Origin of the sequence: Alteribacillus persepolensis (assembly GCF_900099605.1) — a bacterium.
In the GTDB taxonomy this organism is placed as follows: Bacteria; Bacillota; Bacilli; order Bacillales; family Marinococcaceae; genus Alteribacillus; species Alteribacillus persepolensis.
This window is the reverse complement of sequence record NZ_FNDK01000009.1, coordinates 84,923-110,627: the sequence shown is the minus strand read 5'-3', so window position 1 is coordinate 110,627 and position 25,705 is coordinate 84,923. Positions and strand designations below refer to the sequence as shown.

The following is a 25,705-nucleotide window of genomic DNA, read 5'->3' as shown; positions in this document are numbered from 1 at the left end:
GTGGACTGCGGGAAGATGCCACTATTCCTACTGTGAAGGAATTGAAAAAACAAGTGGTTGGGTTCTAGCTTTTACCTTGTCTCCAAACATATCTAAATGTGCCGATTTAAAATAATGTCCTCTTCCTCACATTTTATGGAAAATTCAATATTTTATGATAAAAATCCGTATCCTGTATGGATAGCGTCTACCTCCGCTTGCTTCTCGATTCGAATAATATCTTGAATATCTAAATAAGCATCAATCGGCTTCTTTCATGCACAAAATACATGAATGGCAAATTCTCCTCGGTTTGCCACCAATACCTTGTTAATTTTTCTCAACCTTCTCCCTCCAATTGATAAAAAAATAGAACTGGCTGGCCCGAAGCGAAGCAACCGATCAAACCGTTCAATTAACGAAAGCGCTTACTAACCTGTTCCGTATCAGCATAAGCAAAGGGCGTGACATTATAACGATTGAGGAGGAGCTCCGTCATGTCGAAAGCTATTTTGTGATTCAAAAAATCCGTTACCAGGATCAATTTGACTATTCGATCCACTGCAGTCCTGGTTTATTCCAATACCAAACGATAAAGCTCTTATTGCAGCCTTTAGTTAAAAATGCAATCTGCCACGGCTTCAACCTAAAAAAAGAGCCCGGATTTATTTCCGTTGACATTTCTGAAACGGAGGACACGCTATTCTTTCCGTACATGATACCGGTCGGCATGACGCAGCAATTGCCGGAGCATTTCACTCAATGCTGAACAATAAAAAGGTATCCGCCAATCCCTCGAGGGGCTATGTATTGATAATATCCGCGACCGGATTCAAATTTTCTTCGGTCCCTCTTATGGGTTGGATTTTATAAGTGAATATAACATTGGATCCACTTGTTGGATTACGATTCTAAAAATACAAGGAGAAGATGGCTATGTTAAAAGTAATTTTAGTAGATGACGAAACCACGATCCTTGAAGGATTAACCAATTCCATCGATTGGGCGGCATTCGATATGCAAGTGGTTGGCAGAGCAAAGGATGGCGTTTTAGCGCTTGAACTTATAAAAAATCTAAAACCTGACGTTTTTTATTAACAGATATCCAGATGTCGTTTATGGACGGTTTAGAGCTCATCCTGAAAGCGAAGGAGTTCCATCCCCAGCTTTATACCATTGTGATTAGCGGTTATGACGATTTTAAATATGCCAATCCCGTCTTGCTCCCCATGTTCACGGGTGTTCTTGAGAAAATTAAAATGGACTTTATTCAAACGAAAAGGGACCGGATGTATGTATTGCAATTGGAAGAAGCACACCAAATTTATCAGTCCATGACTTTTAAGGCTTTTATCCGCGACATTATGTATAAATACATTACAGAAGACACAGTGAATCTGGAAAAATCAAAGTTTCAATATCAGGACGATTCGTTGAACTATGTGGTAATGGTCGCACAATTGGCGGATGTTGAAAATGAAATGACCGATTTACAAAAATTGAAGATAAAAGTATTCCATGAGACCTTAAATCAAGTGATACACGATCAGAATCTTATCGGGTTCCCCAACGACAATTGTGAATATGTGATCTGCCTACCGGACAAAAACCCTCAACGGTTAGAAAGAAAAGTTACCGATTTCATAAACGAGTATCACGCCAGGAGCAAAGGAAAAAGTCCCATAACGTTCTCGGTTGGGCGAATGTATTCCGATTTTGTATTTGGCAAGAGTAAAATGGCTCTCCCTCCGTTTTGGTGAAAAATCACGCTCTATCTCATGGAAGTTATTTAGGGCTTAAACAAGTCACTTACAGAGCTTGATATAAAACTTGTTTCTTAATCAAATCAAAATTAACCCTGCCATACATCAACCGTTTAATGGTTTTCAAACGGTTGATTTGGCCTTCCAGCACACCATTGTTCCATTCATAACTTAAAGCATTCTGGACCGCCTTATAATCGGTCCAGATTCCTTTTACAAAGCGTTTCATCTCTACGAAGGGGCTTTGTTCTGCTTTAGACAACCAGACAAGAAGATAATCAGACATCCGATGTTGAATCATCGCTTGAAACGTTTGAATGTGTTCATATAGCTGGGAGAGGTCGGGATGTCTATGACATCAATCATCCAGAAAAAGCCATTTGGTTCGTTTCTTGATTTCCTGAGAGGGTTTCCACAGCCATTGATGCAGTTTCTTTCTAGAGAGATAAAGTTTATTTGAATGACCTTTTCTTTTTTGTTTTCGAATGTCTGCTATATAGTGAGAGACAAGTGAAAAAGATCCTCTGTAGCCTTTAGAAACAAGGTCATCATAGATTTCTTTTGCTGTTACACCTGGCTGGACAGCCTCATGAATTCTATCTCTATAAGAATCCAACATGCTTTGACGTTGATTTTCCCCCTGCATTGGTGGCTCTGTTGTATGGATATACTTTTTAGCTGTGCGCTGGTCCATGGTCCATTTTCAATAATTTAGCGATCGATGCGTAGGAATAGCCCTGACTGCCTCATTCTTTTACTTGATCCATTAACTGTTCCTTTTGCTTCCCTTTGTCCGTCTGGGAGGAGTGAGGTTGATGCTCTTCGCTGGGTTGGGAATCATCTCTGGGTATCGGGATTCGAGAACCAACAACTTGCGGAAGAATGCGTTCAGTTCGTTCGTTAAAATTGTGGACCAGATGCCAGCGATCCGTCACTTGTGTAATGTTTTGATCTGATTCCTGGATGGCTTGTTTGAATTTGAGCGAACCATCCCGACTTACAACCCTGACGTTTTTATGTTCCGACATCCACTGCCTCACGGCATCCGCGCTAAATTCTTCTAACAAGGCAATGGGGCGTCGGGTGTAAAGATCACATATAAGCACGCCATATCGGTGACGCTTAAGATAGGCCCATTCATCTATTCCCACCGCATCGGATGGAGAAGGAGAATGCAACGAAGTTTTCCGTATCAATCTAAGAAGTGCAGCCGCACTGACAGGGACGTCTAACTGTTTAGATAACCTGCTCCCTTGTTCGGCACTTGTAGAAAAAGCTATAGACCGCAAGGTCTTATCCATACGGGCAGTTCTACGTCCATAAGATTCTAAAAGATTTAAACCACGTTCCGTAAAAATCTGCTGCTTACAGGAGGTTGCATTACAGAAGAATTTCCGCACAATGATTTGGAGTTCTACCTTATAGTCGATAAAAGGCAGGTCTTTAACATGACGACAGTAACGGCTATGTTTGCGGGAGAACAGTTGACCGCAATTGGGGCACTGAGAGCTGGCCTTTTTGGACTGTAGAATACAATGTAACTTTCTCTCCTCTTTATCCTGGTTTACATCAAGTAATTCCAATGTGTCTTCTTCGTAGAAAGGTTGGAGTGGCAACATAAAATCTCTCCCTTAAAACTTGATGGAATGTTATAAAGGAAAATTCCCTATTATGCATTCACCAAAACGGAGGGAGAGCCATTTTTAGTCTGCCATAAACATGTGAAGAGCTGTACTCTGAAGTGGTTTATTGCACGAGTGAGCGGAGTTTGAAATGATTGATGCACAGGTAATAACGGTCTCTCAATTGTAAGCTGTCTGGCTTCCATTAATGATATACAAATGATTTTTTGTAATAAAAACTATGTTTTTGGAAAAAAATCAAGATTGCGAAGAGGTTTTAAGACAAGCATTGAACTATTATTTTATAAAGGTTATAATTCATTACGTTGATATAATTGAACTGAATTTACTGAATTTTGAGAATTGCACCTATTGACATTAGACTTATGTAAGGGAGTTTTATTTGTACAAAAGTGAAAATCTTTTGAAGTGCGCTGTATTCATGAACGTTATTGCAATGTAAACGGCTGCCTGACACCTCTCGATTTTGGGCTCTTTTAAGATATTGTAGTAGTGGTAATAGAGGGCATTTTCTTAGAAAAGAGGTTATAAAATATGATCGCAAAGGGGCGTTCGTATGGCAATAAATCGGGAAGTAATTTTAAGTGATCTATTACACATTACCCAAGATGATGGTTTTCTCTATACCAACAATGAACGAGCTGTGATAACATCGACAAGTGCATTCAGCACATTACAGCATGACTTAATTGAGAATATCGGAATCGAACGGCTCCAAACCTTTTTCTTCAAATTCGGCTATCATTTAGGAGAAGAAGATGCAAAAAAAGTGGCTGCAAATGAAGCGCTTTCTATGGTAGAAAAGATAGCACGAGGTCCTGTCATTCATTCACTAAAAGGGTATGCGAAATCCGAGATTACTGAAACGGATTTGGAAACACAAGGTAATAAAACGATTTCGCTTTGCTGTAAAGGCATGTGGCAGCATTCATTTGAAGCGGAACAATATGTTAAAAAGTTTGGTTTTAGTGAAAGGCCGGTTTGTCATAGTCTGTCGGGCTATGCTAGTGGTTTTGTTTCCTTTTTGCTAGGTGAAAAAGTGTTCTTTAAAGAGCTGCAATGTGAAGGTCAAGGAGCACCTTGTTGTAAATGGGAGGGGCGCCTGGTCTCAGATTGGCAGGAAGAATCGAAAGAATATTTTTCATACAGCAAAGAGCTGCCGGTGCTGAAAGAATTAGAACAAACGAATGAGCAGCTTTTGCACGAAAAGAACAATTTATCAATCGTAACGAGAATTCACCAAGACTTAACCGATGAGCTCATCAAAGGCAGTACATTGGCGACGATTGTAAAGAAGGTAAATGAACAAATACATTTGCCAATTATCGTAGAAGATAAGCGCCGGCAACTATTAGCAAGCAGCGGGATCGCACTAGAAGACTACCATCTGATCAAAAGTCACTTTGATGAGTTTTTGAAGAGCGGTCAAACGATTATGAAAACGCGGCTTCTGCATTGTGGAAACGGGACAAGATTAGTTGCACCAATCTTTCTTTTAGGGAAAATTGTCGGCTACTGTTCCTTTTTATATGACGGGGAAGAAGCAATGAATCAAGATATCGATTCCATGCTTATTGGAAAATTGGCTTCCGTTTGTTCACTCACATTTTTAAAGGAAAAAATCGAACTGGATTCTATGGAAAGAGCCAAAAGTTATTTCTTTGAAGAAATTATCAGCGGAAAGTACGCTTCGAAACAAGAGATCATAAGGAAAGCTGATTATTTTCAGTTGGATCTTGCAGATAGATATTATGTTATAAATATGAAATATAAGTTCGCAAAGAAGTGCGAAGAAAAGGAATTGACGATTCATAAAAATATTTATGAAAGCGTTTCCGATTTTTTTAATCGAAAAAGTATTAATATTTTGATTGACCAGGAAACGGATAGTTTGTTCCTGCTTATTACTGAAAAACAACTGAACAACCAAAATATTGTGAAGCTGGCGAGGTCACTTGTTTCCTGTGTAAAAAAGGAAATCAAACATGCGTTATTTTTAGTCGGAATCAGTTCTTTAAATAGCGATATTATGGAAGCAAATGTTGCCCTTAATGAGGCACGTGCAGCAGTACGGCTTTCTTCAAGGGATAAATGCATAACAAACTTCAGCGAGCTCGGAATGATTGGTGTTTTGATTAATGAAAAAAATGAAAAAGCGATTCGGAAAATTATTAAGGATACCCTCGGCATACTGTATGAGGATTTAGATAGCAATAAAATTACTTTAATGGAAACCTTGTATCATTTTCTTGTCAATGGCGGCAACTTGGAACAAACAGCGGATGATCTCGCTTTGTCGGTCAGTGGTCTCCGCTATCGTTTAAATAAAATTACGGAACTCCTTGGTCACGACCTCCGCGATCCACAATTACAGTTTCAGTTACTTCTCGCTTTAAAAGCAGTAAGAATTATTGATTATGAATTGATCGTTAATCAAGTGGAAAGGTGAAGCACAGATTTGTCTGTGTCTTCACCTTTTTTGGTATTTAAGGGAGAATGTCACGATTACTTGCGATTGTGTAGGAGCGGAGGTGGTGTAATGCCGGCCGGGAAATAGCTGCTTTTTGCGGGAAATCTTTAAATAGGCTTCAGTTGAAAATAGAATGTAATTATTTTCTAACGAAATCACACTAACAGCCGCTGTTAGTTTTTCGTCAGCTTTCTAGCAAGTGCTGCCATTGTATTGAATATTCAGATAATTTAACGTTAAAGTAAGCTAATGAAATGAATAACTATCACAGGAAATGGAGCTGATAAACATGTACACAGGAAAAGAATATTTAGAAAGTCTAAACGACGGCAGAGTTGTTTACCTAAATGGCGAGAAAATCGATGATGTTACAAAGCACCCTGCTTATCGAAATTCAGCACGTTCATATGCAAGAATGTATGATGCTCTTCATGAACCAGAAACTCGTGATATTTTAACGGCTACGAATGAATATGGAGACAGAACCCATAAATTCTTTATCACACCGAAAAGTTCAGAAGATTTGCTGGGGGCGCGAAATGCGATTGCAGAATGGTCAAAATTAAGCTTCGGCTTTATGGGACGCACTCCTGATTACAAAGCATCGTTTATTGGTCATTTAGAGGGACTTGCAAGTTATTATGAAGGATTTGAAGATAACGCGAAAGCATGGTACAAGAAAGCAGCGAAAGAAGTGCCTTTTGTGAACCATACGATTATTAATCCACAAGTCGATCGCTCGAAACCGCTCCATGAAAATAAAGACGTCTATGTTCGTGCCGTTGCTGAAAAAGACGATGGAATAATTGTAAGCGGTGCCAAAATGGTCGGGACAGCTGCAGCTTTAACACATTATAACTTTGTCGCTAATTATGGCCCCATGGATTTAGGAGACGGAGACCACAGCCATGCCCTTATCTTCTTTGTCCCAATGAATGCTCCAGGGGTAAAAATGATTAGCCGCCAGTCTTTCGAACTGCAGGCAGCGACCAATGGAACACCATTTGATTATCCGCTTTCCAGTCGTTTTGATGAAAATGACGCGGTCATCGTATTGGATAACGTTCTTATCCCTTGGGAAGATGTTATTTGCTATAAAAATGTTAGAATCGCAAACAACTTCGTACCAGAAAGTGGATTTGTGAACCGCTTTACATTCCACGGCTGTACTCGCCTGGCGGTGAAGTTGGATTTTATGACAGGGCTGTTGCTTAAAGCGACAGAATCTGCTGGAACAAATAAATTCAGAGGTGTTCAAGCTCAGATAGGGGAAGTTGTGGCTCTTCGTAATATGTTCTGGGGACTTTCAACAGCGATGGCAGCGGATCCTGATCAAGGACCAAATGGTTTAGCTATTCCAAACGGAGCTTCCAGTGCAGCTTACCGGGCACTAGCACCGCAAAGCTGGGTAAAAGTGAAAAACATCTTTGAACAAGTGGTTGCAGGAGGATTAATTCAGCTGCCATCAAGTGCAAATGACTTCCTTAACTCCGAACTAAAACCTTATTTAGACCAATATTACCGCGGTACAGGCATCGGAGCTGAAGAAAAAGTGAAATTGTTAAAAATGGTGTGGGATACAATTGGCACTGAATTTGGCGGCCGCCATGAACTATATGAAGTGAATTATGCAGGAAACCATGAAAACATCCGCATGGAAGCATTGTTCCAAGCTGAAGCTGCTGGTGCAGCAGACCGCTATAAAGGATTTGTTGAAACGGCTATGCAAGACTATGACTTAAACGGCTGGACGAATGATACATGGGTTAATGCAGACCAAAAAGTATTAACAAAACAATAATGAAAAGAGAGGAGAGCAGCAATAGATAATCGTACATTTTGAAACGCAATGAGGAAGTTTTTGCTGCTGCTGGCGGTAGCATTATAGTTTTCTAGTTTAGGAGGGAGTTTTTTGGAAACCATTCAGATTTCAAACAGCAGCCGCCACGTGAAGCTTGCTCAGGCAAAGCCTTGTGTGATGGCGCTAGGGTTTTTCGATGGGGTTCATATAGGGCATCAACAGGTCATCGAAGAAGCAAAAAGAGTAGCGGATGAAAAAAAGCTCCCTTTATGTATTATGAGTTTTTTTCCACACCCGAAGGAAGTTCTTTCAAATGGAAGAAAAACTGTTCCTTACCTCATGCCTTTATCAGATAAACAGAGGATATTTACTCAGATGGGGGCTGATACTTTTTACATCATTCAGTTTGATTCTAAATTTGCATCGCTGTCACCCAAGGAGTTTGTCCAACATTATCTGCTTGATTTTAAAGTGGAACTGGCGGTTGCAGGTTTTGACTTTACGTATGGCTGCCGAGGAGAAGGCAATATGGACCGAATGAAGGATGACTCCGGTGGAAAAATTACTGGAATCAAAGTTACTAAAATGGAGTGCAATGGTGAAAAAATCAGCTCCACTCTCATTAGAAGTTTACTATTTTCTGGAGAGGTAGAGAGAATTTCCGATTATCTGGGGGGAAGTTATCAAATCGAAGGGAAGGTGACTGTCAATCAAGCCTGTGGAGATTTTTATGTACATCCCTATTACTTGTTGCCACAATCAGGTGTTTACGATGTAACAGTGTCTGGCAAACAAATGAATACAAATCTGGCAGCAATAGTGGACGATGGGGATGTCAAACTGATTGATACCAAGGGAAAGAAGCTTCCATTTAACAATGACGAAGTGGTGAGAATTCATTGGAATAAGCGGCTGCCGGACAGCTTATACAGCCAATCAGATCGTGCTTTTCATTATCAAAATCATTCTGTATCAAATAGAGTCGTCGTTTAATGGTTCTCGTATTGGTGTTAGATGATGCTGCAGCAGATGAATGCGACCGTTGTCCCAAGACAGTTAGTAAGAGTTAGTTGTTATTTGTATAAAAGGGAAGCTGTTATGAAGAAAGGTTTATAGAGGCCGAGCAGGTGCAGAAGAGTGAGAGTGGCAGCATCGGGGCTGGGGCCTGTCTAATCAGGGGGGTGCACATAGGGTAAAGCTTTAACTATTAATATAAAAAGATAGAATATTTTAAATTTATTAAATATAAGTACTGGGAGGTATTTCGTTTATGACATATGGTAAAGAACCAATTATGGATATTGCTCAACTTGCGCATGTTGAATTATTTTCTCCAAAACCAGAAAAAACTGTAGACTTCTTTAAAAAGTTTCTAGGGATGACGGAAACGGCGCGCTCCGGTCAATCAGTTTATTTACGAGCTTATGAAGAGATGTATCATAACTCATTAAAAATTACCGAATCAAAAGAGGCAGGTCTTGGCCATGCGGGTTGGCGCACTACTTCACCGCAAGCACTCCAGCGCCGTGTCGAAGAAGTAAAGGCAGCAGGTCTGGGAAAAGGCTGGATTGACGGTGATATCGGGCATGGTGAAGCATTCCAGTTTACAACGCCTGACGGTCATAATATGGAATTATTCTTTGATGTAGATTACTACAAACCACAAGATCATGAAAAAACAAAATTATTAAATCGAGCAACGAAACGCCCAAGCCAAGGTGTTCCCGTTCGTCGGTTAGATCACTTAAATCTAATGTCATCTAATCCTGGCAAAGACAATCAATTTATGACAGATGCTTTAGGGTTTAGAGTAAGAGAGCAAATTCAGGATAACGGAAACGTGGTTGCAAGTTGGATCAGTGTTTCGAACCTCGTTCATGAAGTCGCTTTCATGCAAGAGCCTCAACAAGAAAAAGGCAAGCTCCACCACTTATGCTACTGGTATGGCATTCCGCAAAACTTATACGAACTTGCTGATCTGTTAAAAGATCATGATCATTTTATTGAAGTCCCGCCAAATAAACACGGAATCAGCCAAGCGTTTTGTATGTATGTGCATGAGCCAGGCGGAAACCGTATCGAGCTGTTTGGAGACAGCGGTTACCTTATTTTAGACCCAACGTTTGAGCCTGTTATTTGGGAAATGGAAGATGTACCAGGAAACGGAGATACATGGATTGGAAGTGAGTTCCCTGAATCATGGTGGACGCAAGGAACTCCAATCACTTCTCCGAAAATTGTCAACAGGTAAATAAAAATGGTTGAGAGGGAAGGTGCAGCGAATATGTCCAAGATTAAAGTTGCGATCTTAGGAACAGGAAATATCGGAACGGATTTAATGTACAAAATTTTAAAACATGAGGAAAACATGGAGCTTGCGATGATGGCAGGGATTGATCCGGAGTCTGAAGGATTAATTCGCGCGCGGGAACTAGGAATTCATGCAAGTGATGAAGGGGCAAAGGCGATTTTAGAAGATCCAGACATTAAGATTGTTTTTGATGCAACAAGTGCTAAAGCACATATTGCGATTGCAGAAGAGTTCCGCAGTGCAGGGAAAATGATGATTGATTTAACGCCGGCTGCAGTTGGCCCTTACGTAGTGCCTCCAGTCAATCTCGAAGAACATATTGAAGCGATGAACGTTAATATGGTTTCATGCGGCGGTCAAGCAACAACACCACTTGTTCATGCGGTTAAACGAATTGTCCCTGTTCACTATGCGGAAGTCATTGCGACAGTGGCAAGTAAAGCGATTGGACCAGGGACAAGACAAAATGTCGATGAATTCACACGCACAACTGCGAATGCGATAAAAGAAGTTGGCGGGGCTCACATGGCTCGTGCTATTCCAGTTTTCAACTCAGCTGTACCAGAAATCAAAATGACAAATACTGTTTATGCAGTCATTAAAGAAAATGATTTTGATGAAGAGGCGGTAAAAACATCGGTGAAAAATATCGTCGAAGAGGTGTCCAGCTATGTACCTGGATATCGTTTAAAAGGTGAACCGTTTGTTGATTATCGTGATACACCTTGGGGACGCTGCCCAGTCTTCGTTATTATGAACGAAGTTGAAAGCACTGGTGACTTTTTCCCGACGTACGCTGGTAATTTAGATATCATGACAGCTTCTGCACGCAAGGTTGGAGAATTATACGCTCAACATTTCCTAGGAAATAAGGAGGTATCTCGATGAAACCAAGAATAACGGATACGACATTAAGAGATGGATCACATGCAGTTAGTCACAGCTTCTCTCCTGAACAAGTTAGAGAGATTGTTGGCCGCTTAGATGAAGCAGGCGTACCAGTGATTGAAGTGAGTCATGGAGCTGGTTTATTCGGATCAACTATTCAACAAGGGTTTTCTGTTCACCCGGAGCTTGACTTAATCAAGGCTGCGGTTGAAACCGCGAAAAATTCAAAGATTGCTTCACTCTTCGTTCCTGGGATTGGAACTAGTGAAGAACTTCGCAAAGCAGCAGAAATAGGGATCAGTGCCATTCGTATCGCTGTCCATTGTACAGAAGCGGACTTAACGGAGCAGTATTTCCGCTTAGCGAAAGAACTAGGCCTTGAAGCAGTTGGTTTCTTGATGATGTCTCATATGCAGCCGGCAAGTGTTCTTGCTGAACAGGCGAAATTAATGGAATCGTATGGTGCGGACTGTGTATATGTTGTTGACTCGGCTGGTGCACTTGTGCCTACAGGAGTTCGAGAAAGAGTTTCAGCATTAAAAGAGGCAGTTTCAATCGAAATCGGCTTTCATGCACATAACAATCTTGGGTTAGCAATCGGAAATTCCATCACTGCTCTTGAAGCAGGAGCTGATCAGATCGATGGAACGTTACGCGGTCTGGGGGCTGGCGCAGGGAATGCACCAACTGAAACGTTGGTTGCTGCATTAAATAAAATGGAAGTCGATACGGGAATTAATTTAGCCGTGTTGATGGATGTGGCAGAAGATGTTGTGGCGCCAATCATGCCTGGTCCAATCGTTATCGACCGCGATAACTTATTAAGTGGATATGCTGGTGTTTACAACAGTTTCCTGTTACATGTCCGCCATGGAGCAGAGAAGTTTGGCGTAAGTCCGGCAGAAATTATGGAGGAATTAGGAAAACGTCAAGCGACCGCTGGACAGGAAGACTGGATTTTAGATGTGGCTGTTGAACTAGCAGAGAAAAAAGGATTAAAAGTGTAGAAAATCGATAGATAAAAGGATCAATAAAAATAAAGGAGTGACAAGCTTGGTCATTCAAGAGTCGGCAAGCCGCTTATTAGAAGCCGAAAAAACGAAAAGTGTCATTGAACCGTTAACAACAAAATTTCCTGCAATTACTGTAGATGAAGCGTATCACACTCAACTAGAGATTATCCGTCAAAAAGTTGAAAATGGTTCAGTTATTGTCGGCAAGAAAATCGGAGCAACGAGTAAGGCGATCCAAAACATGTTTGGCGTGAAAGTACCTGATTATGGTCATCTTCTAGATGACATGATGTTTGTAGACGGAGAAACGATTTCGCTTTCTCAATATATTCAGCCAAAAGTCGAGTTTGAAATTGCATTTATTTTAAAAAAGGATGTAAAAGGTCCTGCAGTGACAACATTAGATGTCATGGAAGCAACGGATTATATTGTCCCTGCGATTGAAATTATCGATAGTCGTATTGCAGATTGGAAGATTAAATTTGAGGATACCGTAGCAGACAATGGTTCTTCGGCAAGTGCGATTATTGGTGGAAAGCCGACAAACATCGATGGAATTGATCTTACGAATATTGGCATGGTCGCTTATAAAAACGGTGAAATGCTTGATTGTGCTGCAGGTGCAGCTGTATTAGGGAACCCACTGCGTTCGGTAGCGTGGCTGGCAAACTCATTAGCAAAGTATGATGTTTCGTTAAAAGCTGGTGAGATCGTTTTATCTGGTGCGCTCACCAGTGCGGTCTTAATCGAAGCAAATGATACGTTTACAGCGGAATTTGGCCATATCGGTTCAGTATCTGTTTCATTTAATGAATAAGAAGAAACTAGGTGATAAAAAATGGCAAGTACAAATGTCGTTAACGTAATTGATCAAATCGCAAGTGAATTGTTTGAAGCTGAAAAAAATAAAACGTCGGTCAATAAGTTTGTCGATCGCTTCCCTGAGTTAAATGAAGCTTTAGCTTATCAGGTTCAAGAAAAATTAGTTGAGCTGAAATGTGAGGCAGAAAACACAGTGAAAATCGGACGAAAGCTCGGTTTAACAAGTAAAAGCAAACAAGAAATGATGGGTGTTCACGAGCCATCTTACGGAGTTCTATTAGAAAGCATGCAGTTATATGAAAGCGAGAAAATCTCCACTGCTCCATTTATCCATGCCAAATTAGAACCGGAAATTGCTTTTGTACTTAATAAAGAGGTGAAAGGGCCTCATGCAACAGTTGCTGATGTGTTAGCGGCCACAGAGTATATTGCACCAGCTGTTGAAGTTATTGACAGCCGTTTCCAAGGCTTTCGTTTTACATTACCTGACGTTGTCGCTGATAACTCTTCATCTTCTAAGTTTATTATTGGTGACCGTTTTTACTCACCAGAGAAATTTGATTTGAAATTAATGGGAATGGTCTTTAAAAAGAACGGTGAAATTATTTCAACAAGTGCAGGGGCTGCAGTTATGGGACATCCAGCAAGAGCGATTGCTTGGCTTGCGAATAAACTTTATAAAGTTGGTCAAAGTGTTCAACCTGGTGAAGTGGTATTAAGCGGTTCACTATCAGGTGCTGAGAAGATTGAACCTGGTGACCATTTCTCAGCAAGCTTTGACGGAATCGGGACGGTAGAAGCGGTTTTTTCGGAATAGAACAAACTGGACTCATTGATGGAAAGAACAGAATGAATAGAAAGGGGAAAGTCATGCCTTTTATCCAAGTAAATATTTTAAAAGGGAGATCGCCTGAACAAAAGGAAAAGTTAATCCGTGAGATGACCAATGTAGCAATGGACGTACTTGATGCTCCAGAACAGTCGGTCCGTGTCATGATCCAGGAGATGGAACCCGAACATTGGGGCATTGCCGGGGAGTCAATTAAAAAAAGAAAAGAGGGATCGAAATGACTAAACTGCAGACTGGAGTTAAAGAAGTAGATTTATATATTAATGGTGAATACGTTAAATCTAGTAATCAAGCAACTTTTGAAGTCAAAAACCCAGCCACACAAGAGGTTATTGCCTATGCGAGTGAAGCAACGAAAGAAGATGTTGACAAAGCTTGTCAAGCAGCTCGTGAGGCATTTGAACATGGACCGTGGAGGACAATGACAGTCGCAGAGCGTTGCAATAAGCTGCGGCGCATGGCAGAAATTATGTTAGAAAGAAAAAAAGAACTTGCAAGCTTAGATGCAGCAGACGTCGGTAAACCATATGAAATGGCACTTGGGATGATCCCTCGTGCAGCGAAAAATATTAGCTTTTTCGCCGATTTCTTTGAACAACAAGGTGGAGAAGCTTACCCGATGGATGATGAGTATCTCAACTATACAAGATATGAACCTGTAGGGGTAGCGTCTTTAATTACTCCATGGAATGTACCTTTTATGTTGACGAATTGGAAGTTAGGACCGTGTTTAGCAGCGGGAAATACAGCGGTGATTAAACCAGCAGAAACGACACCGCTGTCGGTAGCACTACTTGGTGAAATCGCTAAAGAAGCTGGAATTCCAGATGGCGTCGTCAATGTTGTACATGGCTTAGGAAACGTAGTGGGGACAGCACTTACGGAACATCCTGAAGTGGATTTGGTTTCTTTCACAGGCTCAACAGCTACAGCAAAAAAAATCATGGAAAATGGAGCAGCCTCATTAAAGAAAGTATCATTCGAGCTTGGTGGAAAAGCAGCTAATATCGTATTTGAAGACGCCAGCCTTGAAAAAGCGATTCCAGAATCGATTCGTGCTGCATTTATGAATTCGGGGCAAGTTTGTCTGGCAGGATCGAGAATTTTAGTTCAACGTTCAATTTTGGATGAGTTTATTGAGAAGTTCAAGGAAGCTGCGATGGACCTAAAAGTTGGCGATCCACAAGAAGAAGGTACGAAAATGGGGCCTGTTGTAAGTGAGGAACATTACAAAAAGGTCACTAGCTATCTTGACATTGCGAAAGAAGAAAATGCAACCTTGATTTGCGGCGGGAAACGACCAGAGCTTCCCGAACACCTGCAAACGGGTTTTTATCTAGAGCCAACAGTCTATGTTCAAGAAGATCATACGACTCGTTTATGCCAAGAAGAGATTTTTGGTCCAGTTGTAACGATCATTCCATTTGATACTGAGGAAGAAGCGCTTCATATCGCAAATGATACGGATTATGGGTTAAATGGTGTTGTTTGGACAGAAAACCTGCAGCGTGCACATCGTATTTCCCATAACGTACGAGCGGGAACGATTTGGGTTAACTGCTGGTTTGTCCGTGATCTGCGTGCACCATTTGGCGGATTTAAGAAAAGCGGAATTGGTCGCGAAGGCGGACACCACAGCATTGAGTTCTTTACAGAAGCAAAGAATATTTGTATTGCTTTAAAATAAATCCGTTTTTCATCAACGAAATGGATAGAGGAAAAAGCCGCCTTGTTCTATGTAAAAAGGCGTACATCTCATCCGGCAGTTACGGCCAAAAAGCGATGCATGTATATCATTTTTGATGAAATGCATTACTTGCTCACACCTGACGATAGCAGACGTAAAGCTGGCAGATATTTTTCCATCATCAGGCGCAGTCACGAAGTAATAAAAGCCTAATTTCTCCTTTAACATGATGAGAAGTTAGGCTTTGTCGTATTTAGTGACGCTTAAATTTTCCATTCGCCTGATGCTGCCACTTAGAGCAAAAGAATTACTTGTTCCTGCACTCCATCATTTTCTCTCGGTAACAGTTTAGCTGTAGACAGATAAATAATGCGTCATTTATGTCTGAAATTCACAGATTCAGCGCATTGTCCGATGTTTCAGTAACGTCTAGCGGAGAAATGTCTCTGTCATTAGCTTTTCTTGTTAGCCAAAAAATAAGCATATTCGATGGGACGTTGATAAACAAGATCATTTTCTTGAAAAGCTTCTCTTACTTTATGGTAAAGGTTTTTTTGCAGTTTGCCATTCACCTCTATAATCTTCAGCTTTTTATTTTTATCAAGAACCATATCCACTCCGATTTCTCCTAATAACCCTACGTGTTTTTCTATTATTTTTGCAGTTTTTATACTCGTTTTGATCATTTCTTCATAAACAGCGGAGCTTTCGCTGGTATCACTAACGATGAACGGCAGTACTTCTTCTGCTTTACAAATGCGATTACTGCAATTGGTGACATAGTAGTCTTTTTGAGCAATCCGGCTAATACCATTTGTGACCGTCCATTTCCCACTGCTGTTTTTTTGGACCAGCATTCTAATATCTGCTATTCTGCCTGCTGCTCTGGATGTATTGATGTGTTCTTGAATGATCAATTTTTTTCTGTTCATTAATTCATCTATTTTTGTATAAAAGGAAGCAGCGTCTTCAAAGCTGTATTTGGGTCGTTTTAATGTGTCCTGATAGATGTTATAGACTTGGTCTTCTGATTTTGCTTCAACCAAATACACACGTCTTCCTAAATATCCATAACAAGGTTTTAAAATCAATTGGTTGCGGCCTTCTAGCAACGTTTTAAAACGTTTCTGCTGATATAACCATGTTTTTGGCAGATATACGTGCAATTCAGTTTGGGATAAAATCTTGTAGACTTTCCATTTGTTAAAAAAAGTAATTGTATTAAAGCATTTATTTTTTCCAATATATTTCTCTAAACGTTTAAGAGTCTTTCCCTTTTTTTGATAGCAGCGGTTATACACAGCATAGGGGAAAGGAGATATGGCGGTTTCCCACTTTTGATTGCGGAAACAGCACCCTTTTATGCGTTTTGTTTTCCAATTTATATCCTTTGGGGTAAAAGAAAAAAGTTTTACCGGCATATTTTCGTTGTATTTTTGATACCGTCTTAGCATGCTCTTTCGCTGGCTTCGTTTATTTACCATGATCCCAATTACCAGTTTGCGACTCATTTATCCTCACTTCATATGAAAAATTGATTTTAATTTCTCTATAAGTTCTTCTTTGCTAATGTCTCCATTGTTCCTTTGCTTTAAGGCTTCAATGACTTTTTTATTGTCACTCTCATTAATCTTGTTCACAGCAAAATGTTCCTCCCTCTTTGTAATTAAATTGTCTTTCCTTTGCTGAAGATGAGGTATTTAAAGCTATGGTCATCAAAGGTCCAAGCTGTTTGTTTGTTTTTGGCGATATCAACGACAATGCTAAGCGTATCAGAGATCATTTACGTGCGTTTTTCATTCACTCATGGTGAGTCTTTCTTGGTTTTCCTCATGAAGTGTCCAATCATTGATCATCGGACACGTTGTGCCTGTATGAAGAAGCTCTTTTTTAAAAGATTACTGTTGGTTGGTTTGAAAAGCTATTGCATTCAGACCTCGTGCATTAACAGTAATAAAATTTTCTGGCGCTAAGGCCATAATTGTGAAAGTATACGTTTTCGTTCCAGGTGTTGTAGGTTCTACAATCCAGCTGATATTAAGAGAAGCATCCCATGTACTTAATTGGGCTGCTGGAGGAATAAACACTCTTTCCACTACCAACGGAGGTGTACCTATATCAGGACCAAACAGCATCCCCAAAAAAATAGCGTTGCTTACTACTTGAGTAAACGCCCTAATTTCTGTACTGGCAAACATATCAAGCTTCACTGCTTCTCCTTCTTCTACATCCAGCTCAACCTCTAAATCTTGAGAAAATAAACTAATACCTGTGTCAAAGGTTGTTCTTTGGTCATAATCCGTTTTAATAAAGCTTCGTCTTGTTCCCATATATGCCACCCTATTTTATTGTTTTCTTCTTAACAGTTAATGAAAAAATATAGAGGCAGACACGGCATCCGTCATTCACGAGGAGAGCTTTGGACACGTCCCTAAAATAAAAAAAGAGTTCGAAAAACGGGGCTGGACTGTTTTTATCCCCCGTATTGGACGCATCATGAAAGGGCAAGGGTGCGTCTCTAAATATACTGTGGGACACTATAAACCATCTAAAACGACCTGTAACGAATCCAACATTGGAAATACATTAAGAAGAGCAAGTGTTCAACTGTTTATGTGGTGATGTTCGTGCACGTGGTGAGTATCCTGCTTTCATTAATCGATTCTTTAAAGTTAACATCACCTTGGAGGCCCAGAAGGGGATCTCGAGTTATTGAAGGAACGTACAGTAGACTACATCGCTTTAAACTGATATTTGTCAAATACTCAGAAAAAAGATAAAACCGATCCAGAAATTACGCCGGGGAGCCTGTTTGAAGGAGTGAAAAATCTATTTTTAAAACCAATAATAATTGTAAAAATGCTGCTTTTGGATGTTAGCTCTGTTTATAGGAACGTTGACGAATACTAAAGCAAATGCGAAAAAATGAATACTCTATCCAATATGTCTGCATAATATTTAGGAAATAATATTCCATAATGGAGGCTAGAAAGTAATGGGAACCGAAAAGGACGCAAGACTAACCTCAGCCGAACTTTCCCAACTTTGGGCTACTTATCAAAATGATAGTGGTTCTTTATGCATACTAAAGTATTTTTTAAAGACTGTTGAAGATGCTGAAATTCGTCCAATTTTAGAACACGCTTTGCAGCTCTCTCAAGCTCATATCCAAATACTGACGGATATTTTTACTAAAGAAAATTACCCATTGCCAAAAGGGTTTTCAGAGGATCAAGACTTGAACATAAACGCTCCACGTTTGTTTACCGATAATTATATGCTGCAATTCTTAAGTCAAATGAGCAATATATCTCTCAGTGCGTATAGTGTCTCCAAGTCTTTAGCTGTTCGCTCAGATATTGATCAATTTTTTGGACAATGTCTGACAGAAGTAAATCAAATGAATACAATGGTGAAAGAAATTCTTTTAGAGAAAGGACTTTATATAAGATCCCCGTATATCCCCTATCCTCAGAATATAGACTTTGTTAAGAAACAAAATTTTCTTACAGGATGGTTTGGGCGAAGAAGGCCATTACTATCAATGGAGATAACTAACCTTTATGCCAATTTCCAGCGTAATGATTTAGGGGTTGCTACGTTGATTGGTTTCAGTCAAGTAGCGAAATCACAAAAGATTGGACAATTCTTTGTGCGGGGAAAGGAAATTGCTTCAAAGCATAACGAGATATTCGATTCAATATTACGGGAAAATGATCTTCCTGTTCCAATGGCTTCAGACACTTATGTGACAGAATCCAAAGTCTCGCCGTTTTCTGACAGGTTGATGACGTTTGTCGTTACTAGTTTGATTGCGTTGGGAATGGGATATTACGGTACAAGTATATCTACTAGTTTAAGGCGTGATTTAACGGTACACTATGATCGTCTTATACATGAAATTCTGAAATACTCAGAAGATGGTGCGAACATTCTTATTGATAATGGTTGGATGGAAGAACCTCCACGTGCAAGTGATCGTGATGAATTAGCGAAGAAAAAATGAATGGAAAAATGAAAATGAATGACACAAAAATGAATGATGTTTGTTTTATCATGATTTATCTAAGGAAGCACGGATTGTTTACAGTTCAACGCCGATAAAATTTGTTGAATCGTAATGGATTTAAATATGAATATGAGAAAATAAGAGGGGAGATTCCCTCTTATTTTTATTTGAAAAAATCAAAAAAACAAGCCAGTTGTTTTTGCAGCATACAACTGACTTTGTTCTCATTCATTATTTTTTTAGACATGGGAGTGTTTTTTACTCTACAACTTGAAACGCAGCCCCTGCTTTATATGGCTTTCCATGGCTATTTACTTGTTTAACAATCTTATAAAAGCCAGGCTTTATTTTTTCTTTAAAAAGATTCAAGTCAACCGTTGTTTTGTAAGTCTCTCCTGGTGAAAGTGTGATAGTTTGCTGTGTGAACATTAAGTCATCGGTTAGCGACGTTCTCATCCATTTGCCATCCTTGAACACTTCAATAGCATAAGGAGTCCCGAAAGAAATAGCGTTAGAGGTGTTGTTTTTCAGGGAAAGCGAAATGACTTCGTCAGCAGTATATGTTTCCTTGTTCGTTTCCCAAGAAATGTCGTCTTTGCTCGTAGAAGGCACATCTTGACTGACTCCTCCAGCAGCGTTAGCGGCAAATGCTGTGAACAAAAGGATACTGAATAAAACAGGAATTGTTCTTTTCCACATCTGCTATCTATCCTCCTTTCATTTAAATCGTACTGTTTTTTCTAAAAAATGTAAATCCAACATTTCTCACTCGTTCATAGTTAATTTATTGTTCAAACCTGTCTCAAGTGATGTTACATAGGCAGTATCACTAGCGATGCAGTTCTGTTAAAAGGATGTGAAATAATTTGGGTTTTTTAAACGTTATAGGCACGGCCAATGTTGCGCTGGGCATTTTTATTGCAATAATTACTTCTATTATATGGTGGATTGTAAAAGCAGGAAAAAAAACAAAGATAAATCAATAGAAATAACTCCCTGCATCACAACAGGCCATGCGTTTTAATCCGCAGAAACTGTTTCTATGATAACTAAGAGGGCTTTAATGAAAATCAATCTTGTGAACATCTCATACAGAGAGGAAATTGAAAATAAACGGTGTACATCAAACCGTTAATGATGCAGCATCTTCTGGTTATGCTGCAATGATGAAGTACAGGCAATTTCGTCTGAGGGTTTTTCGGCTGTATATTTTTCCTGCCTTTGATGTCACGACACTTTCTCATCAATTTTTAATCTGGGGTTAATAGCACGTTCATTTGCAAAGGGTACGATGAGGCTGTAAACCATAAAGGAGGAATGTTAAGATGAAAAAATTAGTTATGGCAACAGCTTGTATTGGAACTCTTGGTCTAGGAGTAACTGGTGCTGCATTAGCAAGCGGTGGTGTTTCTTCTCATCAACAAGGTGATACTCTTAGCATCGAAGAAGCAAAGGAAGCGGCACAAAAGCAATACCCGGGCACGGTGACTGAAGTGGAACGGGAAACAGATGATGGCTCTCTATTCTATGAAATAGAAATGGTCGGAGATGAATATGAGTATGAATTAGAAATTCATGCTAATACAGGTGAGGTTCATCTCGATGAAAAAGAAAAGAGAGAATCATCTGATGATTATTCGAATGGATTTACCGTCAGCATGGAAGAAGCAAAGCAGATTGCTGTAGACGAGGTTGGAGGGGTCATTGAAGAAATTGAGCGTGACAAAGACGATGGCCTTACTTATTATGAAATCGAATTGAACACAGACAAAGGAGAGGCAGAAGTAGAAGTGGATGGACACACCGGGGACGTCATTGAGGTTTCGTATGATGATTAAATTTGTATTGCAGATGGATTATTGAGTTCGCCATTAGGCGGACTCTTTTTCTGTGGGATCATTTTGCAAACATATAAAAACGTCGAAAATAGCTTCCGTTGTATTCTATCATGGCTGCGGACTTGTATAGTAAATTTTATTAATTTTAGTCATGAAAAGCTTTATATTGCTGTAGCAGGAAATTTACATCCGTTTGGTATTCTCTACTTGTAAAAAATGTAAAAGGAGGAATAGTATGAAAGCGGCAGTGAGATCTTTTGTTCTTTGGTCTTTTTCTATCTTACTAATGGGAAGCTTATTTCTTTCTCCTAAAGAGACATTGGCTTCAGAAAAACCTTCAACGAAGAGTGACTTGACGGTAATGACGTTTAACTTAAGGTACTTGAATACTTCTGATCCATCCCCGCATACGTGGGAAGAGAGACGCTCTACGGTTCGTCAGGTTATTCGTAAAGAGCAGCCTGATATTTTTGGAACACAAGAAGCTGTTTATCAACAAGTAAAAGATGTGGACAATGATTTACCTAATTATGATTGGATTGGTTTAGGTCGAGAGGGAGGAGATAAAGGAGAATTTATGGCAGTTTACTATAATGACACTCGTTTTACTCCTTTACAATATGACCATTATTGGTTATCTGATACTCCTGATGTTATTGGATCCACGTCATGGGGAAATACAATCCCGCGGATGGTGACGTGGGTTAAATTTCTCGATATGAAAACGGACAAGCCTTTCTATTTTGTAAACACTCATTTCGATCATATCTCCACAGAAGCTAGAGAGAAAAGTGCTGAGCTTATCGCTGAAAAAATAGAAGAATTTACTCCCGAAGTGCCAATCATTGTAACGGGTGATTTCAATGCAGGACCTGACAGCGAACCCCACTCTATTCTCACAGAACAAGGACCTTTCGTTGATACGTGGGATGCTGCACAAACACGAATAAACGAACACCTTGGTACGTTTAATGGTTTTGACGATCCTTCTGGAGGAGGAGCGGACAATAGAATCGACTGGATTCTCTCCAGTGAGGATGTGACGACAGAGACGACTGCTATCGTAGACTACCAGAAAAATGGCCAATATCCCAGTGATCACTATCCTGTTATGGCAGATATTAATCTCCCATAACGTGTAAGTAAAGGGGAAAGGAGATGAAAAATGAAGCTGCGATATGTATCTTTAACGAGCTTGGTGATGGCAGCAGCTATTGTTTCAAGTACAGCAGCACCTCAGCCAATCAGTGCTGAGGCAAAAAACAAACAGCACGTGAAAGAGAACATGTCTTTTGAAGAGATTCATACACAACTGCTAAATCATAAGCCTAATGCTCCTTTAATGATTACAGCGCACCGAGGTCAGTGGCGGGAATATCCAGAGAATTCAATTGCTGCTATTAATGAGGCGATCCGTGATGGGGCAGAAATTGTTGAAATAGACGTTCGGTTAACCGCTGACGGTGTGCCAGTGTTGATGCATGATGATACTGTAGACCGTACCACCGATGGAGAAGGGAAAGTGAGCGATTATACGTTGGAAGAAATCAAGGAGCTTCGTCTCAAGGAGAACCTTGGCGGTGAAGATGCGGCGTTAACAGAATACAAAGTTCCGACTCTTCGGGAAGCCATGCTCGCAGCTAAGGGACATGCAATTGTTAATCTTGACAAAGGGTGGAACATACGTGAGGAAATGTACGATGTACTTGTGGATACGGATACGGTAGATCACGGATTATTTAAGGGGAGCCCGAATGTGGAAGAAGCTGCAAAATTTATGGCTGAAGACCCTGATATTCTCTACATGCATATTATTAATGACGACAGCGCCGATACGGTTGACGCATTCCCAGGACGTCAGCCGGTTGCTTATGAAGTTGTTTTTGATGAGCTGACAGATCCACAAGTTCAGCCGGAGAAAGTGCGCCAGATTCAAGAGAACAGCAGAGTTTTTATGAATGTGATGTGGGATGGGCTTGCTTATACGTATACAGATGAGGCCTCTCTCCGTGATGATAAGCTTGGCTGGAAGGCTGTAGAGAAGCTTGGCGCAACCATTATGCAAACGGATAACGTCGAGGCTCTGAATTATTGGAGAAATGGCGGTAACATGAAGTTCTGGAATGTTCAACAAGGAAATCGAACCATAAAGGTTCAAGCGGAAGATTATGTAACATATTCTGATGCAGATTCCAATAGCTGTGATGAGTCAGCGAAAGATGGCATAGATGTTTGTAACATAGATGGGGCCATCGTGGTAAGTGACAACAAAGAAGGGGAATGGGCCAAATACAAAGTGAACGTCCAAAAATCAGGAATGTATCAAGTATCTGGACGATTATCGGCTGCCGGCGCCCCGGAAGGTACTGTCTCCCTGTATTGGGGAGATGGGGAGTCTATCGAGAATATTGATATTAAAAATACTACACATAACCGAGCGTTTGAAATGCAGGACTGGGGAAGTCGCTATTTCGAAAAAGGCACCCATACCATCATGGTAGATGTGACAGACTCTGGCTCTTATCACCTTGACTATATTCAATTTGATCTCGAGCGGTAAATAGTATACGCATGCCCGAGGATGCAGCAGCTGATACTGCCAGGTTGTTTTAGGAGATGATGGCAGATAGATTCTATTAGATATGTTTCTAAATACTGCAAGTAAAGTAAATACTTTCCACCAATCACAGATGGAATCATGACATACAAATACAGCCTCACCGAGGGATATTTTGAAAAACAAGGAGCACGACAGGAAGTGAACGGTTGAATGTACGAAGTGCAACAGATCATGTTGTATGTATTAGTCTGAAAGAATAGGAAGATAAATAAAGAGGGAGAAAAATCCCTCTTTATTTACTGCTCTACTTTGTCCTGTGAAAACGAAAAGCGGCTTTACGAAACAAGCTTTAATCCTATCGTTGCGCTTATAATCATCGCAACAAAAAGAATTCTTTTCCAGTCCTTTGGCTCATTGTATAAAATCATTCCTAAAACAGCCCCGCCAGATGCACCAATTCCTGTCCAAACGGCATAGGCCGTTCCCATAGGTATCGTTCTCATAGCATAAGCAAGCAGTATAAAACTCATTCCAAAGCCAATGGTGAGCAGGATAAAGGAACTCCAGTCCCGTTTGTGGTGCAGTCTATTAATCATTAACACACCAAACATCTCGCATAATCCAGCAAAAATTAATGATGTCCACGCCATTAGGAATCGGCTCCTTCCTCCACCTTGTCTTCTGTCACTAACTTTAAGCCAATGACACCTGCAAGGAGTAGTAAGATAAGAAGTATTTTGCTTAACTGAAATGCTTCACCAAAGAAAATGATTTCTGAAACAACCGTTCCTGCTGTACCTATTCCCACAAAGACTGCATAGACGGTTCCGACAGGAAGGGTTTTTCCTGCCATAATCAACAAATAAAAGCTGATAACAATCGCCAGTACAGTACCGGCCCACGTCCACACATCATAGGCGTGTGTTAAGCCAATCACCCACAAAATCTCAAACAAAGCAGCAACAAATACTTTGATCCAGTGTACATTCATAACAGCTACCTCCAAATTCATCGACCAAACAAAAAACCTGAGAGTACTGTTCATCAGTTTCTCCCAGGCTTTTGTCCTTCCGTGTCACAGCTGAAGCTGTGTGTTTTCTCTCGGACCAGGCCAACAAGCATGTTGCGGAACCCTAGAAAACATTGACGTTATGTGGTTACTTTTTATTATACGAAAACTCCATTTTCTTAGCAATCCTCAAGAAGGAAGTATAGAACAGATGCGGAAGTGTACAGACATGCTATCCGCTGCTTCCAGGCATAGCAGCATATATTTTGCAGCTGCATCCATTCGTTCAAAAGAAAATCTATGGGAATGAAGCCAATTATCGATGAAAAAGGCAGCTATTTATCTATTTTTGACAAAATTTAAACATCTTCTCAGATGGATTAAGTACGTGACGGGGGTATGGTAAACTGGAAACGTACTAAATAAATGGTTTATCTGGAAAGATTAGGGCGTAAAAAACGTGGATGCACAAACAGAAAGGAGTGAAAGAGAACGTGAAAAAAAGCTTCCTTGTGATTATTGGGTTGTTGCTTGCCTTGGCCACAGCAGCATGTAACGAAAGCAGCTCAAATGAAGATGAAACACAAGACATCAAGGAAATGGTGCATACCTATAGTGTTGGTCATGTCGATGATATGTCTGCCTCGATTACATCAGATGAACTGATCGTGACCGACAGGGAGAACAAGAAGACCACCTATGAATTGCCGGAAGGGGAATTTTTTGTTTCCATTGCACCGTTTATTGACACAACACATGAATGTTCTATCCACAGCTTAACCGGCTGCCAGGGGGAATTGGTGGAAGAAGAATTTGATGTGTATATTGAGGATGAAGCAGGTAATGCAGTGGTTAATGAAACCATGACGTCTTTAGAAAATGGATTTATCGATTTGTGGCTGCCGCGGGATGAGACGTTTCAAGTAAAAATAGAACATAACGGAGGAACAGCAGAATCTGAGATTTCCACGTTTGAAGGTGATGATACTTGCATTACGACCATGCAGTTAATATAAAAAAACAGCCTTTTTACATTGCCTGTTGATTTGGTGATTCATCTCT

The 25,705-nt window shown here is 40.2% G+C and carries 24 protein-coding genes, 3 pseudogenes and 1 riboswitch; of the genes and pseudogenes, 19 read left to right on the top strand and 8 right to left on the bottom strand.

Features of this window, described 5'->3' with window-relative positions; translation table 11 throughout:
* Positions 1-36: 36 nt before the first annotated feature.
* Positions 37-254: pseudogene (locus BLT18_RS09195) on the bottom strand (biotin carboxylase N-terminal domain-containing protein); the annotation flags it as partial.
* Positions 255-358: 104 nt separating this feature from the next.
* Between BLT18_RS09195 and BLT18_RS18765 the strand changes: the two are divergent.
* The 3 genes from BLT18_RS18765 to BLT18_RS09180 all read left to right on the top strand — a co-directional run bounded on the left by BLT18_RS18765 (position 359) and on the right by BLT18_RS09180 (position 1,739).
* Entirely contained in the window at positions 359-748 is a 390-nt protein-coding gene (locus BLT18_RS18765; RefSeq protein WP_091273270.1) for a sensor histidine kinase, read from the top strand.
* Positions 749-915: 167 nt separating this feature from the next.
* Positions 916-1,077, top strand: a complete 162-nt coding sequence (locus BLT18_RS09185) for a response regulator (protein ID WP_175487446.1) — start codon at positions 916-918, stop codon at positions 1,075-1,077.
* 20 nt (positions 1,078-1,097) lie between these two features.
* Positions 1,098-1,739: a response regulator gene (locus tag BLT18_RS09180; protein ID WP_091273266.1), complete on the top strand. Its 642-nt coding sequence runs from the start codon at positions 1,098-1,100 to the stop codon at positions 1,737-1,739.
* A 49-nt stretch (positions 1,740-1,788) separates the two neighbouring features.
* Here BLT18_RS09180 and BLT18_RS09175 read toward each other — a convergent pair.
* Together BLT18_RS09175 and BLT18_RS09165 are read right to left on the bottom strand one after the other, a co-directional pair.
* Positions 1,789-2,082: pseudogene (locus BLT18_RS09175) on the bottom strand (transposase); the annotation flags it as partial.
* A 406-nt stretch (positions 2,083-2,488) separates the two neighbouring features.
* Entirely contained in the window at positions 2,489-3,361 is an 873-nt protein-coding gene (locus tag BLT18_RS09165; protein ID WP_091273259.1) for a transposase, read from the bottom strand.
* Positions 3,362-3,941: 580 nt separating this feature from the next.
* Between BLT18_RS09165 and BLT18_RS09160 the strand changes: the two genes are divergently transcribed.
* From BLT18_RS09160 to BLT18_RS09115, 10 genes are all read left to right on the top strand, one after another.
* Positions 3,942-5,834 (top strand): helix-turn-helix domain-containing protein, encoded by a 1,893-nt coding sequence (locus BLT18_RS09160; RefSeq protein ID WP_091273258.1) that lies wholly within the window; start codon positions 3,942-3,944, stop codon positions 5,832-5,834.
* Between the two features lie 310 nt (positions 5,835-6,144).
* Positions 6,145-7,656: a 4-hydroxyphenylacetate 3-hydroxylase family protein gene (locus tag BLT18_RS09155; RefSeq protein WP_091273256.1), complete on the top strand. Its 1,512-nt coding sequence runs from the start codon at positions 6,145-6,147 to the stop codon at positions 7,654-7,656.
* A 111-nt stretch (positions 7,657-7,767) separates the two neighbouring features.
* The gene (locus BLT18_RS09150) at positions 7,768-8,649 is read left to right on the top strand and encodes an FAD synthetase family protein (protein WP_091273254.1); all 882 of its coding nucleotides are present in this window, start codon (positions 7,768-7,770) and stop codon (positions 8,647-8,649) included.
* Between the two features lie 277 nt (positions 8,650-8,926).
* A complete protein-coding gene (locus tag BLT18_RS09145) occupies positions 8,927-9,907 on the top strand; it encodes a catechol 2,3-dioxygenase (protein ID WP_091273253.1) in 981 nt (326 codons plus the stop codon).
* Between the two features lie 33 nt (positions 9,908-9,940).
* Positions 9,941-10,855: an acetaldehyde dehydrogenase (acetylating) gene (locus BLT18_RS09140; protein ID WP_091273312.1), complete on the top strand. Its 915-nt coding sequence runs from the start codon at positions 9,941-9,943 to the stop codon at positions 10,853-10,855.
* Positions 10,852-11,862, top strand: coding sequence for a 4-hydroxy-2-oxovalerate aldolase (gene dmpG, locus BLT18_RS09135; protein WP_091273251.1), 1,011 nt, complete (start codon positions 10,852-10,854; stop codon positions 11,860-11,862). Before BLT18_RS09140 ends, dmpG begins: the two co-directional genes overlap by 4 nt.
* A 46-nt stretch (positions 11,863-11,908) precedes the next feature.
* The gene (locus BLT18_RS09130) at positions 11,909-12,685 is read left to right on the top strand and encodes a 2-keto-4-pentenoate hydratase (protein ID WP_091273250.1); all 777 of its coding nucleotides are present in this window, start codon (positions 11,909-11,911) and stop codon (positions 12,683-12,685) included.
* A 21-nt stretch (positions 12,686-12,706) separates the two neighbouring features.
* Positions 12,707-13,507: a 2-keto-4-pentenoate hydratase gene (locus BLT18_RS09125; RefSeq protein WP_091273248.1), complete on the top strand. Its 801-nt coding sequence runs from the start codon at positions 12,707-12,709 to the stop codon at positions 13,505-13,507.
* A 32-nt stretch (positions 13,508-13,539) separates the two neighbouring features.
* Complete coding sequence (locus tag BLT18_RS09120; RefSeq protein ID WP_175487445.1) at positions 13,540-13,761, top strand: 2-hydroxymuconate tautomerase; 222 nt, start codon at positions 13,540-13,542, stop codon at positions 13,759-13,761.
* A complete protein-coding gene (locus BLT18_RS09115; protein ID WP_091273245.1) occupies positions 13,758-15,227 on the top strand; it encodes an aldehyde dehydrogenase in 1,470 nt (489 codons plus the stop codon). Before BLT18_RS09120 ends, BLT18_RS09115 begins: the two co-directional genes overlap by 4 nt.
* Positions 15,228-15,679: 452 nt before the next feature.
* Here the strand turns inward: BLT18_RS09115 and BLT18_RS09110 are convergent, their stop codons facing one another.
* Together BLT18_RS09110 and BLT18_RS09105 are read right to left on the bottom strand one after the other, a co-directional pair.
* Positions 15,680-16,648, bottom strand: a complete 969-nt coding sequence (locus tag BLT18_RS09110) for a YheC/YheD family endospore coat-associated protein (protein ID WP_245705231.1) — start codon at positions 16,646-16,648, stop codon at positions 15,680-15,682.
* A gap of 477 nt (positions 16,649-17,125) precedes the next feature.
* A complete protein-coding gene (locus BLT18_RS09105) occupies positions 17,126-17,557 on the bottom strand; it encodes a hypothetical protein (RefSeq protein ID WP_091273242.1) in 432 nt (143 codons plus the stop codon).
* Between the two features lie 103 nt (positions 17,558-17,660).
* Here BLT18_RS09105 and BLT18_RS18540 point away from each other — a divergent pair.
* Positions 17,661-17,822: pseudogene (locus tag BLT18_RS18540) on the top strand (IS3-like element IS655 family transposase); the annotation flags it as partial.
* Between the two features lie 400 nt (positions 17,823-18,222).
* Positions 18,223-19,233, top strand: a complete 1,011-nt coding sequence (locus tag BLT18_RS09100; protein WP_091273240.1) for a DUF3231 family protein — start codon at positions 18,223-18,225, stop codon at positions 19,231-19,233.
* Positions 19,234-19,494: 261 nt separating this feature from the next.
* Here the strand turns inward: BLT18_RS09100 and BLT18_RS09095 are convergent, their stop codons facing one another.
* On the bottom strand, positions 19,495-19,935 hold the full coding sequence (locus tag BLT18_RS09095) for an immunoglobulin-like domain-containing protein (RefSeq protein ID WP_091273238.1): 441 nt from the start codon (positions 19,933-19,935) through the stop codon (positions 19,495-19,497).
* A 626-nt stretch (positions 19,936-20,561) separates the two neighbouring features.
* Between BLT18_RS09095 and BLT18_RS09090 the strand changes: the two genes are divergently transcribed.
* The 3 genes from BLT18_RS09090 to BLT18_RS09080 all read left to right on the top strand — a co-directional run bounded on the left by BLT18_RS09090 (position 20,562) and on the right by BLT18_RS09080 (position 23,634).
* Entirely contained in the window at positions 20,562-21,074 is a 513-nt protein-coding gene (locus BLT18_RS09090; RefSeq protein WP_091273235.1) for a PepSY domain-containing protein, read from the top strand.
* 235 nt (positions 21,075-21,309) lie between these two features.
* Complete coding sequence (locus BLT18_RS09085) at positions 21,310-22,209, top strand: endonuclease/exonuclease/phosphatase family protein (RefSeq protein WP_245705226.1); 900 nt, start codon at positions 21,310-21,312, stop codon at positions 22,207-22,209.
* Positions 22,210-22,239: 30 nt separating this feature from the next.
* Complete coding sequence (locus BLT18_RS09080) at positions 22,240-23,634, top strand: glycerophosphodiester phosphodiesterase family protein (protein ID WP_091273233.1); 1,395 nt, start codon at positions 22,240-22,242, stop codon at positions 23,632-23,634.
* Positions 23,635-23,969: 335 nt separating this feature from the next.
* On the opposite strand, the gene BLT18_RS09075 is transcribed toward BLT18_RS09080, so the two are convergent.
* A complete protein-coding gene (locus BLT18_RS09075) occupies positions 23,970-24,284 on the bottom strand; it encodes a DMT family transporter (protein WP_091273231.1) in 315 nt (104 codons plus the stop codon).
* Entirely contained in the window at positions 24,284-24,625 is a 342-nt protein-coding gene (locus BLT18_RS09070; RefSeq protein WP_091273230.1) for a DMT family transporter, read from the bottom strand. Before BLT18_RS09070 ends, BLT18_RS09075 begins: the two co-directional genes overlap by 1 nt.
* Positions 24,626-24,683: 58 nt before the next feature.
* Positions 24,684-24,782, bottom strand: a riboswitch (guanidine-I (ykkC/yxkD leader).
* 355 nt (positions 24,783-25,137) lie between these two features.
* Between BLT18_RS09070 and BLT18_RS09065 the strand changes: the two genes are divergently transcribed.
* Complete coding sequence (locus BLT18_RS09065) at positions 25,138-25,659, top strand: CueP family metal-binding protein (protein WP_091273309.1); 522 nt, start codon at positions 25,138-25,140, stop codon at positions 25,657-25,659.
* The last annotated feature ends 46 nt before the right edge of the window (positions 25,660-25,705 follow it).